Consider the following 14056-nt stretch of genomic DNA (forward strand, 5'->3'; position numbering starts at 1 on the left):
TTTTACCTCCTGATGAGATCTACGTTTCCCAAAGAAGAAAAATTAAAACACCAAAAACAAATTCAGGAAGTTTTTGCCAAAGGATCTTCTGTTACCGTTTTTCCTTTGAAGTTACTCTACCTGAAATGGGAAAGGGGTGATTCCAATTTTAAGGCCGGGTTTTCCGTGCCCAAGAGAAATTTTAAAAGTGCCGTAGAGAGAAACCGGCTCAAACGCTTACTCAGGGAAGCTTACCGCCTCAATAAGCACGGTATTTTTAACAAAACAGAGGGGAATTATGCCTTAATGTTTTTATACCTTGGGAAGGAATTGCCTTCTTTTCCAGATGTTGAAAGGAACATGCGAAGTGTTTTAAGCAAATTTTTAAGTCGTGAAGCAAATGAAAAAGCTGATTCATAAAAGAGTACTGATTCCAGTATTGGCCGCCTTTGTTTTTCTTGCAGCCAGTAGTTTCAAATCCGATTTTTTTGAAATTGCCAAACAGATAGAGATATTCACCACGCTTTTCAAGGAATTGAACATGAACTACGTGGATGAGACCAATCCTGCAGAATTAATGGACACGGCCATTAAGAATATGCTGGACGACCTCGATCCGTACACCAAGTTCCTTAACGAACAGGACGTAGAGTCGTATCGAATAAATAATACGGGCGAATATTCCGGTATAGGGGCTCTGGTTCGTTCTTACAAAGATCGCCTCGTTATTATAGAGCCCTATAAAGGGTATCCTGCAGATAAGGCCGGGTTAAAGGCGGGGGATGAACTGGTTTCCATTGCTGGTATACAGATTGCAGATTTTCAGGATGATGCCAGTGAATTGCTGAAGGGGGCAAATAAAACCTCTGTGGATGTTGAATATACCCGACAAGGTAAAACTTATAATGCCACCATTGAACGGGAGGCTATTGAGGTTGATGCGGTGCCTTTTTACAAGATGATAGACGAAGAGACCGGTTATATTGTCCTTTCTCGATTTAATAAAAAGGCCTCTTCTCAAACTAAAGATGCGATTAACTCCCTGAAAGATGAAGGGGCTAAAAAACTGATCCTTGATCTTAGAGGTAATCCCGGCGGTTTGCTTTCGGAGGCCATAAATGTCACAAATCTCTTTGTTCCCAAAGGCACACTTGTAGTGACTACAAAGTCTAAAGTCAAAAAATTTAATCAATCTTATGAAACCAGGAATAAGCCCCTGGACGAGGAGATTCCTCTTGTTGTGCTGATAGACGGCAGGAGTGCATCGGCCAGCGAAATTGTATCGGGAAGCCTTCAGGATCTCGACCGGGCTGTGATCGTTGGGGCCAGAAGTTTTGGTAAAGGGTTGGTGCAGCGACCGTTGAAACTCACCTATGGCACTCAGTTAAAGGTGACCATTTCTCGTTATTACACTCCCTCTGGAAGATGCATACAGTCTTTGGATTATTGGAACAGGGACGAGTCGGGTAATGCGATCAGAAATACCGAGTTTAATGACTTTCTAACCAAAAACGGAAGAAAGGTACAAGACGGGGGAGGTGTGATGCCCGACATTCAGATCGCTTCCTTAAAAAGCAATGATCTGTTAACCGCTTTGGCTAACAATTCGGTGATCTTCAATTATGCTACAGACTATTATTACGCACATCCCATAACAGAAATGCCGGAGTTTAACTTTACGCCTAGCGATTATGAAGAGTTTAAAAGGCACGTAGCTCAAAGTTCATTTGAGTTTGAGACCAGGGCAGAAAAGGTGCTGAAAGAAACGCTCTCAGGAAAGGATAGTGAGGTGTTTAACTCGAATGTGATGGAGGAGGTTAAAACCTTGTTGGCCTCCATCGAAAAAAGTAAATACGCAGCCCTCGATACTTATGAAAAGGAGATAGAGAAGCAACTTACCGATGAGATCGTCAAAAGGTATTTCTACCGGGAAGGGCTTTACGATTACTATCTTCAAAACGATGAGGCCATATTAACGAGCAACGAACTTCTTAAGGACACTTCTAAATACGAGGGAATTCTAAAGTAAAGGATTCCCGGGATATATTCTGAATTTTCCGGGATGCAGAAAACTCATATCCCTGCTTGTCTGTTTGGGTGTTTCATGAATTCTGATATCTACCTCGCAAAGAGTATGGTTTTCCATACATTTACAGCCAAAATTCAAGAAGAGCATTTATGAATAGTAAATATCACCGCTGGCATCATCCTTACAAGCCGGCTAAGGGCTTCGAAAAAAAAGTGGCTTATTTCAGTATGGAATTTGGCATTGATCAGGCCCTTAAAATTTATTCCGGGGGTCTTGGTTTTTTGGCCGGCTCACATATGCGTTCTGCCTTTGAGCTAAAGCAAAACCTCATTGGGATAGGCATGCTATGGAAGTACGGATACTACGACCAGGGACGAAACAAAGACCAGACTTTACGCCCTGAATTTATTGAAAAGCACTACAGTTTTCTTGAGGATTCCGGCCATGAGGTTGAGGTAAATATTTTTGGAAATAGCGCCGTAAAGGTCAGAGCAATGGTATTAAAGCCTTCTGTCTTTAACACTGTTCCTATGTATCTGCTAACCACGGATGTTGAAGGCAATGATGATCTTTCCAGGTCCATTATGAACAATCTTTACGACAGCAATGAACTTACGCGTATCTGCCAGAGCGTGGTGCTGGGTATTGCCGGTGCAAAACTGGTAGAGGCCCTTGGTGGGGCAGATATTTATCACCTCAATGAGGGACATGCATTACCGGCCTTTTTCTACCTGCAAAATCAGGGAGTGGGCAGAGAGAAAATGGTGTTTACTACCCATACCCCGGAAAGAGCAGGGAATGTAGAAAGAGATGCCCGTGCTTTGAATGATAGTGGCTTTTTTGGTAAAAAATTGTCCCATGAGGAGTTGATGAAAGTAACAGGGGGCTCTGATCGATTGAGCTATACAGTTGCCGCCTTAAGAATGGCCAAAAAGACAAATGCAGTTTCCAAATTACACGCAAAGGTATCACGAGAAATGTGGGAAGGAAATACCGGAAGCAAGGGTATATTTCCAATAACTAATGCGCAAAACCAAAAATTCTGGCAGGATAGCGTACTTGAAAAAGCCAGGAAAAACAACAACGTTACCGCTTTTCAGAAAAGAAAAGCCACATTAAAAAAGGAGTTGTTCGAAGAGGTGCTGGATCAGACAGGGAAGATTTTTGATCCCAAAGTGCTGACTATAGTTTGGGCGAGACGCTTTGCAGAATATAAAAGAGCCGATATGTTATTGCGGGATATGGAGCGCTTTGAGAAAATCCTTAACGATTCCAAACACCCGGTTCAGATCATCTGGGCGGGGAAGCCCTATCCTAAAGATGAAGGCGCCATTAGCGTGTTCAATCGTTTGGTTCACTTTACCAAATACCGTGCGAATACGGCAGTTCTGATTGGATATGAGATGGCACTATCTAAAAAATTAAAAGAGGGTTCAGATGTTTGGTTGAATACTCCGCGAATCACAAGAGAGGCCTCTGGTACCAGTGGAATGACTGCAGCAATGAATGGCAGCGTGAATCTCTCTATTAATGATGGTTGGATTCCGGAATTTGCCAAAGATGGCAAGAATTGTTTTATCCTTCCGGAGGCAGATTACAAGAGTCCCGTAGAAGAACAGGATGCTTTTGACAGCGTCAATCTGTATGAATGCCTGGAACAAAAAGTGTTGCCCGCCTATTACGATTCCCCCGATAAATGGTCTCAGATCGTTTTCAAAGGAATGGATGATGTTGTGCCGGCTTTTTCCAGCAATCGTATGGCCACACAATACTACAAAGAGTTATATCAATGAAAAGCTGGCCTCAAATACTGATTTACGGATTTGGGGCTGCTTTGGTTTTGGTGTTGTCTTGTAAGGAGCGGACGAAAGAAGATTCCGGGCTTGCTGATAAAATACCGCCTGAAGTTTCTGATTCGGGAGTCAGCTTGCTTGTTCTGGGAACCCTTCAGGATGCGGGATCTCCTCAGTTAGGCTGTAAAAAGTTGTGTTGCAAGGGTCTTTTTGAACACCCCGATCCCGGTCGGAAAGTGGTTTCCCTGGGCATAATAGACCATTTGGCTGAGAAGCAATTTTTACTTGAGGCTACCCCTGACATCACTTCACAGCTAAGCGATCTAAATCAATTTGCCGGGGCGGCTCCGGGTAAGATGCCCAATGGGGTTTTTCTCACTCATGCGCATATCGGGCACTATACCGGACTCATGTACTTTGGAAAGGAAGCGGTAAATGCTTCGGAAGTCCCTGTTTATGCCATGCCCAGAATGCAAAGTTTTCTTCAAAACAACGGTCCCTGGGGTCAGTTGTTAAAACAGGGTAATATCAAGTTAAACCCATTAAATGCCGACTCCTTGGTTAAGCTTACCCCTTCGCTCTCCGTTACGCCCTTACGCGTACCTCATCGCGATGAGTATTCGGAGACTGTTGGTTTCAGGATAAAGGGGCCGCGCAAAGAAGCCTTGTTTATCCCTGATATTGATAAGTGGGAACGATGGGACAGGGACATCTCTGCAATGATTGCTGAGGTAGATTACGCCTTCGTAGACGCGACCTTTTACCATGGGGAGGAACTTAATACCCGAGACATTTCGCAAATACCGCATCCTTTTGTCATTGAGAGCATGACGCGCTTCAATTCCCTCCCCCTTGCCGAACGGAAAAAGGTCTATTTTATCCACCTGAACCATACCAATCCGCTGCTTTCCCCAGAAAGTGCCGAATACAAAAAAGTAGTTTCAAATGGGTTTCGAATTGCCAAATTCGGAGAGAAAATCGAATTATAAATGATGTCCAAAGGCTTGAAAGAGCATATTGAGTCTTTGCTTGGACTTAAAATAAGTTCCGTGATGTCCGTTTCGGGGGGAGATATTTCCCAAGCCCTGAAAATATCGACATCTGCCGATCAGTTTTTCTGTAAATATCAGGCGGGAGAAGAGGGATACGCGATCTTAAAGGCTGAGAAAGTGGGCCTCGCAGCGCTGGCAGGATCAGGTAAAATAAAAACTCCTGAGGTGATCGGGCTGTCCAAAACTGAGGATGGGGCCTTTTTGCTATTGGAATATATCGAATCAAAAAGCAAGGGAGAGAAGGAAATGATTGCATTTGGCTCACAATTAGCCGAACTACACCAGGTCATGGCCGAAACCTACGGGTGGGAAACAGAGAACTATATCGGCTCTCTTTTGCAAAAAAATACCCGGATGGGTGGCTGGCCCGGATTTTACACTTACTGCAGACTCCTCCCACAATTGGAGCTGGCTAAGAGAGCTGGACTTCTATCTGAGCGAGAGGTTCCTTTGGCCGACAGGCTGGAATCCCGCCTTGGTGAAATATGTAGTGCTTCCAAACCTTCTCTTGTTCACGGAGACCTTTGGGGTGGAAATTACCTGATTTCTGAAGATGGAACTCCTTTTTTAATCGATCCCAGCGTTAGTTATTCCCATCCTGGAATGGACCTGGCAATGAGCAAACTCTTCGGTGGGTTCTCTGCATCCTTTTACGAAGCGTATCAGGAAGCTTCCCGTGTTTCTTTCCCGACTCCCGAAGAAATTGAAGTATATCAATTGTATTATCTGCTTGTACACCTCAATATTTTCGGCGTCTCTTATGCCTCATCGGTCCGCAGTATTATGAAGAGGTATTTCTAAACCCCTACAATTCATAAGCTCAGAAACTGGCTTTTTGCTTATCTTTAAAAAGCACTGTTGCTTAGTTATTCATGGATATTTATGGGTAGTAAAGACAAAATACGCATTCTGGTTGTGGGTTGTGGGCATATGGGTGCAAGTCATGCCAGAGCATACCAGCAACTCGAGGGTTTCGAGATCGCGGGTTTGGTCAGCAGATCTCCGGAAAGCAGGGAAAAGCTGTCTGTGAAACTCGGTGGACTCCCTGTGTATTCAGATTATGCCTCTGCCCTGGAGTTAACCAAGCCCGATGCGGTTTCAGTAAATACCTATCCGGATACTCATTATGAGTACGTAAAAATGGCGCTGACCGCAGGGGCTCATGTCTTTGTGGAAAAACCCCTGGCTGAATCCGTTAGAAAGGCAGAAGAACTTATCGCCCTTGCAATAAAAAACAATAGAAAACTAATAGTGGGTTACATCCTTAGGGTGCATCCGGCCTGGAAGCGATTTATAGAGATCGCGAAAACACTTGGAAAACCGCTGGTCATGCGTATGAACCTCAACCAGCAGAGTTCGGGCGCGCAGTGGTATACTCACAAGCAATTGATGAGGTCTATGTCTCCTATCGTTGACTGTGGGGTTCACTACGTTGATGTGATGTGTTTAATGACTCAATCTGAGCCCGTGAGCGTATCTGCCATAGGAGCGCGACTTTCGGATGAAATCGATCTGGAGATGTACAATTACGGTCAGCTACAGGTTCGTTTTAGAGATGGTTCGGTGGGCTGGTACGAAGCAGGATGGGGTCCAATGATGAGTGAAACAGCTTTCTTCGTCAAGGACGTTATAGGACCTAATGGTTGTGTTTCGATTACGGATACGAAATTAAAATCATCCGACAATGTTGAAGGTCATACCCGTACAGGAGCTTTAAAAATTCACTTCAGTGCATTGGATAAAGAGGGGGAATTCCTAAAAAAAGATGACTTCATTTCCACAGAACATGAACCCGATCACGATCAGTTGTGTCTATTAGAGCAGCAGGTGTTTTTAGATGCTATACAACAGAACAGCGATCTTTCCGGTCACCTCACGGACGCGGTAAACAGTCTCAAAGTTGTTCTGGCGGCCGACGAATCTGTAAAAACAGGGAAAACAATTTCATTGCAAATATCATAAGTTCGGCCGGGAATTATTCTGAAAAAAGTCTTAATACACTGTTAATCAGCATGCTTAAATTGGGGTTGTCACCAATTTTTTGTACTTTGTTCCCTATGGTAAAATCAGATAAAAAAGATCACACAGAATTTATTGAAAAATCCGTTCTCCACCTCGAAGCAAGAGGTTTTGACAAGATCAGGGTTGACCTGGACGGTTACGACAAACCCAAATCCTTCTTAAGAAAAAAGAACGGAACTACAGTTACTCCAGATATTGTAGCTAACAAAGACGGAAAAAGGTATTTTTTTGAGATTAGTTTAAAGACAGATGAACCACAGTTGTTAAAAACCAAGTGGGTCTTTCTGGATGCGCTTAGTCGTATGAAGTCTGATGCCTTCAGGATCATTACCACGAAAGGACATTACAAGTTTACTGACAATCTTCTGGAAGATATCAACCTGAGCAATAAGACGCCTATTAAAATTTAGGGCTTCATCTTATTTACTGCTTATTAGGAATCAAGGCGATTGAGGAATCCATCGTCTTTTCATTTTAATATGTGGAATATCGTCTTCCAGATATTCCTCCTCGATTGTTTCAAATCCTAATTCCTGGTAAAACTTTTTCAGGTACAACTGGGCTGAGATTACTATATTTTGCATGGGCCATTTTGCGTCAATATAATCTACGGATGCCTGCATTATCTCTTTTCCAAAACCCCGCCCTCTGCAATCCTCAGAAACGGCTACCCTTCCTATACTAGGTTCTTCAAAATAGTCTCCTGCCTTAAAAATTCGGGTATAAGCACAGATGCCTGAAGCGTCAATTCCCAATGCGTGATACGCCTTTTCATCCAGGTTGTCAAGATCCAGATAGGGGCAATTTTGCTCCACTATAAAAATTTCATTTCTCAGTTGTAAAATGCGGTATAATTCCTGCTTGCTGAGCTTTTTAAATGACTTGATGGCTATTTCCATAGGTAGTTTAATCCTGCACTATAACCTGTTTTGTATGACATTTCCCAAATTCAGGCTGAATGCTGAGATGGGTGATCCCAAATTCATGAAATACCTTTTCTTCTATTTCCTTCAATATTTCATCAAAGGTTATCAAATTGATGTTTTTATGAAAATCAATATGGGCTTCAAGGTGAATTTCTCTTTCATTTAATTGCCAAATATGCACATGGTGTACATTTTTGATAGCAGGATGTTCGCCAATTATTTGAACCATTTCATCAACTTTGATCTGATCGGGTGTAAAAAGCATAAGCACTTTTGAAGACGACTTCAACAGATCGTATCCCATGTAGACCAGGTATAGTCCAATGAGGATAGTAAGTAAGGGATCAACCCAGTAAAGCTGATAAAAGTACATAAGTAAGCCTCCTACAAGGACAGCCACTGAGGCCATCATATCTGTAAAAAGGTGTAGGTAGGCCGATTTCATGTTCATATTATCTTTAGCATCCTTTCTGATGAGTAAAACACTGAATCCGTTTGCGGCGATCCCCAGGGCCGAAAGCCAAATCACCAAAGAAGGCGTGATGGCTTCAGGTTGCAGAAATCGCTCAAAAGCTTCTTTAATCAGAATGACAGCAATTACGATCAGGGTTGCAGAATTCACGAAGGCGGCCATGATTTCAGCCCGTTTATATCCAAACGTCCTTTTAACTGAGGCTTGTTTTCTTGTAAAGCGATTAGCCAGGTAGCTGATGATCAATGAAAGTACGTCACTAAAATTGTGGAGTGCATCTGATAAAAGAGCCAGACTACCTGAGATGATCCCGCCAATAACCTGGGCCAGGGTGATCCCAATATTTAAAAGAATGGAAATCAGTAGTTTTTTTCCACTAAGCTCTTGATGGTGATGGTGGTGTGAATGCCCCATTCAAATAAATAAAGTAGCTGCCTTCTGTAAATCAATCTTATGAACAGGCAATTTTCTCAATTCTTCTTTCGTGCCGGCCTCCTTCAAATGGCGTGTCTAAAAAGGTGCGAACCATATCCAGGGCCTGGTGCAGAGAAATAAACCTCGCCGGTAAACTCAAAATATTAGCATCGTTATGTGCCCTGGCCAGTTCCGTGATTTCTTTATTCCAACAAAGGGCTGCTCTGATGTTCTGATGTTTGTTGGCCGTCATGGAGGCGCCATTTCCACTACCACAGATGATGATTCCAATATCCGCATTCCCTTCCTCAACATCCTTTGCTACAGGATGAACAAAGTCGGGATAATCAACACTATCTGAATCATCCGTACCGTGGTTTAATACTTCGATATTCAATGATTTAAGTAGACCAACTACCGCCAATTTGTACTCGGTCCCTGCATGGTCATTTCCGATGGCTATTTTCATGTGATCAAGGATAAATTACCCTACTAAGGTACAAATCCTTGTATTTAAATCATCTGAATATACTTATTAACATTGTTAAAATAATCCATAGCTTAAATCGTTGATTTACAACTGATCTTTATTTTATCAAATTGTTGAAAGCTGATCGATAAGAATTAATGAATTTAATAGGCTATCTCTATAAAATTATGCACTTAGAGGAATTATACGATTACCAAAAAAATATCATTAAAAGTTGATAGTATATTATTCACTTTTAAATAGAGAAAATGAACAATCAGAGAGGGATAAACTTGTGAACTATTAACTGTTTATTTAGTTTATCAACAGCTATTAATAAGTGGAATAAAGGCTTAGTTTAGAGCACAATCTGTACTGTAAAACTCAGTAATAAAATGAATAAGCTGTTCATGGCAAGTAAAACTACTTTTTTTTATCCCCAGAGTTAACACCCTATCATTATCACCATTTTTTAAATTTATTAAATCAAAAAAGGAAATATATCTGTATATATGTTAACAAATAGATAAAGAGTTGCTATCTCAAGTCTTCTATTGAGCGTCAGTAGATTATAATTCGTAATTTTGCGGCCAAATTAATATTGAATGGTGAAGAAGAAGAAAAGGGCTAATCAACATAGAAAAAATGAAATTACAAGAGGAATTTTTGAAGTCCTGGAGAAAGAGCCCAATAAAAGTTTTAATTACAAGCAAATTGCATCAAAATTAGATATAAGCGATACTGAGGGAAGAAATATCCTGATTAAGAGATTAGGCCAGCTAAAAGCTAAAGAAAGAATAAGAGAATTTGAAAGAGGGAAATACAAATCCCTGGAAAATAAATTCTTACACGAAGGTAAAATTGAGGTTACAGCAAGGGGTAATGCTTATGTTATTGTAGACGGCTTAGACGATGATATATTTATTTCTAACAACAAAATAAATAGAGCATTTGACGGTGATATCGTTGAGGTACTGGTAAAGCCAAAACGAAAATCGAATAAGCTGGAAGGTGAGGTCGTATCTATCATCAAAAGGAAGAAGAACAATTTTGTAGGAGTACTGGATTTACATAAGTCTTTTGCCTTTGTAAGACCGACGGATCACAAAATGTACACAGACATTTTTGTTCCTATTAACCTTGTAGGAAAGGCAAAAAATGGAGAAAAGGTGATCGTAGAAGTTCTCTCATGGGAAGAAGAGGCAGATTCGCCTACAGGTAAAGTTGTAGAAGTACTCGGTTTACCCGGACTACACGATACGGAGATCCATGCTATCCTGGCCGAATATGGACTCCCCCATCGTTTTCCCAAGGAAGTGGATCATTTCGCTAATCAACTCGACACGGCTATAAAAGAAGATGAGGTTTCCAAAAGAAGGGATATGAGAAAGGTTTTAACCTTTACTATTGATCCCAAGGATGCCAAGGATTTTGATGATGCCTTATCTTTTCAGCAACTCCCCAACGGGAATTATGAAGTTGGAATTCATATAGCTGATGTATCTTACTACGTAACTCCGGATAGTATTCTCGATGAAGAGGCCTATGAAAGGGCGACTTCCGTATATCTCGTAGACAGGGTAGTACCTATGTTACCGGAAATACTTTCTAATAATGCTTGTTCCCTCAGGCCAAAAGAAGATAAATACACGTTTTCTGCTATTTTCGAAATAGATAATAATGCCGAGGTTAAAAGCGAATGGTTTGGGAGAACAGCAATACATTCTGATGAACGCTTTGCCTATGAAGAAGCTCAGTTCATTATAGAAAATAAAACTACCGAGATAGATGAAGAAGTTTCGATTCGAGGAAACGCTTATTCGGTATCTGAAGATATTAAAGAAGCCGTTCTAAAACTCAATTCTCTCGCGGAGATCATGCGGGACAGGCGAATGAACGCGGGTGCAATCTCATTTGATAAACTGGAGGTGAAGTTTAATCTGAATAAGGAAAATGAACCTGTAAGTGTGTATTTTAAGGAGGCAAAAGCAGCAAATAAGCTTATTGAAGAATTTATGCTTTTAGCCAACCGCAAAGTCGCAGCATTTATTGGGAAACAAAAACCTAAAAAGACATTTGTTTACAGAGTTCACGACGAACCCAACGAAGAAAAATTAATGACTTTAAACGGGATCGTGTCCAAATTTGGACACAAGCTTAATTTTCAAAATAAAAAGACCGTTAGCGCTTCTCTTAATAAACTCCTTGAGGACGTAAAAGGGCAGAAGGAACAGAACCTGGTTGATACCCTGGCTATCAGGAGTATGAGTAAGGCCATCTACACCACCGATAATATTGGTCATTACGGCCTGGCCTTTGATTATTACAGTCATTTTACCTCCCCAATACGTCGGTACCCGGATGTGATGGTCCATCGGTTGTTACAGCACTACCTCAGTGGAGGGAAATCGGAAAATGCCGAAACCGTCGAAGAAAAGTGTAAGCACTCTTCAGATATGGAATACCTGGCGTCTAGTGCAGAGAGGGATTCTATCAAGTATATGCAGATCAAATTTATGCAGGATCACAAAGACCAGGAGTTTGTAGGAGTTATTTCCGGTGTCACAGAATGGGGGATCTATGTGGAGATCATTGAGAACAAATGTGAGGGAATGGTCAGGATTAGGGATATCAAAGACGATTATTATACCTTTGATGAAAAGCAATACGCTCTGGTGGGCGAACGCAGGAAAAAGGTATACCAATTAGGCGATGAGGTCCGGGTAATGGTTAAGGATACAGATCTTGTAAAAAGGCACCTCGATTTTAGTCTTCTGGGTAAAGCTTAATAAGTTTTAAAATATTTATACGTTCTTTATAGGACATCCTAAGAGAATACCAGATGAAAAAGTTGATTTTACTGCTTTTTGTATGCTACACTTTCTCACAGCTTCAGGCCCAGGAAGGCAAGGTTACTCAAAACCTGGATAAGTTTTCTGAAGTTAAAGTATACGATGGCCTTTCTGTGAATTTGATTCGCTCTGACAAAAATCAAGCTGTGATCACAGGAGCAAACACCTCAAAAGTTGCCTTAGTTATTTCTGGAGGGGTATTAAAGGTCAGAATGGAACTCGTTAAAATTTTTAGTGGTTACAGGACTTTTATCGACCTGTATTATACTGATGACCTCTTAGTCATCGATGTTAACGAAGACGCCCGAATTACAGCTGGAGAGACCATAACTCAGGATGTTTTGGAACTCAAGGCACAGGAAGGTGGAGAAATCAACGCTCAGGCCCGGGTGGAGCAATTATTGATCAAAGCGGTCACCGGTGGGGTGATCAATGCCTCTGGTAATTCAGACAATCAGGATGTACAGATCAATACCGGGGGCATCTATAAAGGCAAAGATTTTAAAACCAAATTCACCACTGTCAATGTCAACGCGGGCTCAACAGCTGAGATCTTCGCCACTTCTTATGTAAAAGTAAGCGTAAAGGCGGGTGGAACTGTATATGTCTACGGAGATCCTGATAAAATGGAAGAAAAGACAGTGTTTGGCGGTAAAATAGAGCGAATGTAAATCTATGTCTATGTTCGAAGACATTCAGGCGGCGATACCTCTCGGATTTTTCCTGAGTTTTATGATCGGGCCTGTATTTTTTGTTCTTCTGGAAACCAGTGCAACCAAAGGTTTTAGGGCCGGACTCGTATTTGACGCTGGAGTAATTATCGCAGACATCCTTTTCCTGACCATTGCTTACTTCAGTAGCTTCCAACTTCTTGAAAATTTGAGTAATCAGCCCGGTTTATACGTATTCGGAGGGGTTATATTGTTGATTTATGCGATCACCATCCTTTTTAATAAAGCCCCTGCCCAGGACAAGACAGATGTACACACAAGCAAGACCGGCTACCTGGGCCTGTTTATCAAAGGTTTTTTACTCAATTTCATCAATATCGGAGTGCTTGTTTTCTGGCTTGGCGTTATTATCATCGTTGGTCCGAGTCTTGACAATGACCCGAACAGGATAATGGTATTTTTCTCCACCATGCTCCTCGCCTATCTGATTACCGATATATTTAAGATCCTGTTGGCGAAACAACTCAAGAGAAAGTTGACTCCGAAAAGGATACGTCTGGTTAAAAAAGGCCTTGGCGTAATCCTGGCGATTTGCGGGATAGTGCTTATCATCAAGGGCTTCCTGCCCAAAGACAAGTTTAATATAGAGAAAGGGATTGAGCTTATCCAGGAAGCGGAAGGACAATAAAAAACCCCAGCTTATTCAACTGGGGACTTCTGAGGCATCGAGCGGATTCGAACCGCTGTACAAGCTTTTGCAGAGCTGTGCCTAGCCACTCGGCCACGATGCCTTTACAAAGCAGCAAATTTACAAAAATAAGATGGAAACATCACGCATATAAACGGGCCATAATTTAGCCGGCTATTTTATATATGCGCAAAACGAAGAGGCATCGGGTGGACTCGAACCACCATAAAAGCTGTTGCGCAGCTCTGTCTATCCAATTCGACCACAATGCCATTTGCGATTACAAAGATAAGAATTCAGCTTCTGAAAAGCATAAGATTTAACTCCTGCTTATCGAGTAAAAGAATAGCTTATCGAGACAGAAGCCACATCACCTCCGATAGGGGGGTTGATCTTGGCCACCTTTACTTTTCCACTTGCAACAACCGGGATTTCTTTTAGGATCCTTTCGGCAATTCTCCTGGCCACATGTTCGAGAAGTTTAGAGGGCGTTTTCATCTCCTCTTCGGCTATTTTATGAATAGTTACATAATCTGCAGTATCCTTTAGCTCATCCGATTGGGCAGCTTTTCCCAGCGGGGCCTTTACTTTGATATCCACACGGTAATCACTACCGATAAGAGTTTCTTCCGGCAAACACCCGTGATAGGCATATAATCTGATATTTTTTAAACGTACGTGGTGCAAAG

The 14056-nt window shown here is 41.7% G+C and carries 14 protein-coding genes and 1 tRNA gene; 10 read left to right on the top strand and 5 right to left on the bottom strand.

Annotated features, from left to right (window positions below; genetic code table 11):
- Positions 1–12: 12 nt before the first annotated feature.
- From rnpA to EQY75_RS12970, 7 genes are all read left to right on the top strand, one after another.
- A complete protein-coding gene (rnpA, locus tag EQY75_RS12940; RefSeq protein ID WP_129607111.1) occupies positions 13–399 on the top strand; it encodes a ribonuclease P protein component in 387 nt (128 codons plus the stop codon).
- Positions 380–2008, top strand: a complete 1629-nt coding sequence (locus EQY75_RS12945) for a S41 family peptidase (RefSeq protein ID WP_129606509.1) — start codon at positions 380–382, stop codon at positions 2006–2008. Before rnpA ends, EQY75_RS12945 begins: the two co-directional genes overlap by 20 nt.
- 149 nt (positions 2009–2157) lie before the next feature.
- A complete protein-coding gene (gene glgP / locus EQY75_RS12950; RefSeq protein WP_129606511.1) occupies positions 2158–3801 on the top strand; it encodes an alpha-glucan family phosphorylase in 1644 nt (547 codons plus the stop codon).
- Positions 3798–4790 carry an MBL fold metallo-hydrolase gene (locus tag EQY75_RS12955; RefSeq protein WP_129606513.1) on the top strand — a complete coding sequence of 331 codons (993 nt, stop codon included), beginning with the start codon at positions 3798–3800 and terminating at the stop codon, positions 4788–4790. The genes glgP and EQY75_RS12955 overlap by 4 nt, the downstream gene beginning before the upstream one ends.
- The gene (locus EQY75_RS12960) at positions 4791–5654 is read left to right on the top strand and encodes a fructosamine kinase family protein (RefSeq protein ID WP_129606515.1); all 864 of its coding nucleotides are present in this window, start codon (positions 4791–4793) and stop codon (positions 5652–5654) included.
- 81 nt (positions 5655–5735) lie between these two features.
- Positions 5736–6815 carry a Gfo/Idh/MocA family protein gene (locus EQY75_RS12965; protein WP_129606517.1) on the top strand — a complete coding sequence of 360 codons (1080 nt, stop codon included), beginning with the start codon at positions 5736–5738 and terminating at the stop codon, positions 6813–6815.
- Between the two features lie 95 nt (positions 6816–6910).
- Positions 6911–7285 carry a hypothetical protein gene (locus tag EQY75_RS12970; protein ID WP_129606519.1) on the top strand — a complete coding sequence of 125 codons (375 nt, stop codon included), beginning with the start codon at positions 6911–6913 and terminating at the stop codon, positions 7283–7285.
- A gap of 30 nt (positions 7286–7315) precedes the next feature.
- Here the strand turns inward: EQY75_RS12970 and EQY75_RS12975 are convergent, their stop codons facing one another.
- From EQY75_RS12975 to rpiB, 3 genes are read right to left on the bottom strand one after another with little or no spacing between them, the layout of a single operon-like run.
- Positions 7316–7774: a GNAT family N-acetyltransferase gene (locus EQY75_RS12975; protein WP_129606521.1), complete on the bottom strand. Its 459-nt coding sequence runs from the start codon at positions 7772–7774 to the stop codon at positions 7316–7318.
- 7 nt (positions 7775–7781) lie between these two features.
- Positions 7782–8687, bottom strand: a complete 906-nt coding sequence (locus EQY75_RS12980) for a cation diffusion facilitator family transporter (protein ID WP_129606523.1) — start codon at positions 8685–8687, stop codon at positions 7782–7784.
- A gap of 37 nt (positions 8688–8724) precedes the next feature.
- Positions 8725–9156, bottom strand: a complete 432-nt coding sequence (gene rpiB, locus EQY75_RS12985; RefSeq protein WP_129606525.1) for a ribose 5-phosphate isomerase B — start codon at positions 9154–9156, stop codon at positions 8725–8727.
- Between the two features lie 605 nt (positions 9157–9761).
- Between rpiB and rnr the strand changes: the two genes are divergently transcribed.
- Genes rnr through EQY75_RS13000 form a run of 3 tightly spaced genes read left to right on the top strand, consistent with a single transcriptional unit; the run spans position 9762 to position 13367 of the window.
- Entirely contained in the window at positions 9762–11945 is a 2184-nt protein-coding gene (gene rnr / locus EQY75_RS12990; RefSeq protein WP_129606527.1) for a ribonuclease R, read from the top strand.
- A 53-nt stretch (positions 11946–11998) separates the two neighbouring features.
- A complete protein-coding gene (locus tag EQY75_RS12995) occupies positions 11999–12679 on the top strand; it encodes a head GIN domain-containing protein (RefSeq protein ID WP_129606529.1) in 681 nt (226 codons plus the stop codon).
- 10 nt (positions 12680–12689) lie between these two features.
- Positions 12690–13367 carry a LysE family translocator gene (locus tag EQY75_RS13000; protein WP_129606531.1) on the top strand — a complete coding sequence of 226 codons (678 nt, stop codon included), beginning with the start codon at positions 12690–12692 and terminating at the stop codon, positions 13365–13367.
- Between the two features lie 32 nt (positions 13368–13399).
- On the opposite strand, the gene EQY75_RS13005 is transcribed toward EQY75_RS13000, so the two are convergent.
- A tRNA-Cys gene (locus EQY75_RS13005) sits at positions 13400–13470 on the bottom strand.
- Between the two features lie 227 nt (positions 13471–13697).
- The gene (gene folB, locus EQY75_RS13010) at positions 13698–14054 is read right to left on the bottom strand and encodes a dihydroneopterin aldolase (RefSeq protein WP_129606533.1); all 357 of its coding nucleotides are present in this window, start codon (positions 14052–14054) and stop codon (positions 13698–13700) included.
- Positions 14055–14056 lie beyond the last annotated feature (2 nt).

Origin of the sequence: Muriicola soli (assembly GCF_004139715.1) — a bacterium.
In the GTDB taxonomy this organism is placed as follows: Bacteria; Bacteroidota; Bacteroidia; order Flavobacteriales; family Flavobacteriaceae; genus Muriicola; species Muriicola soli.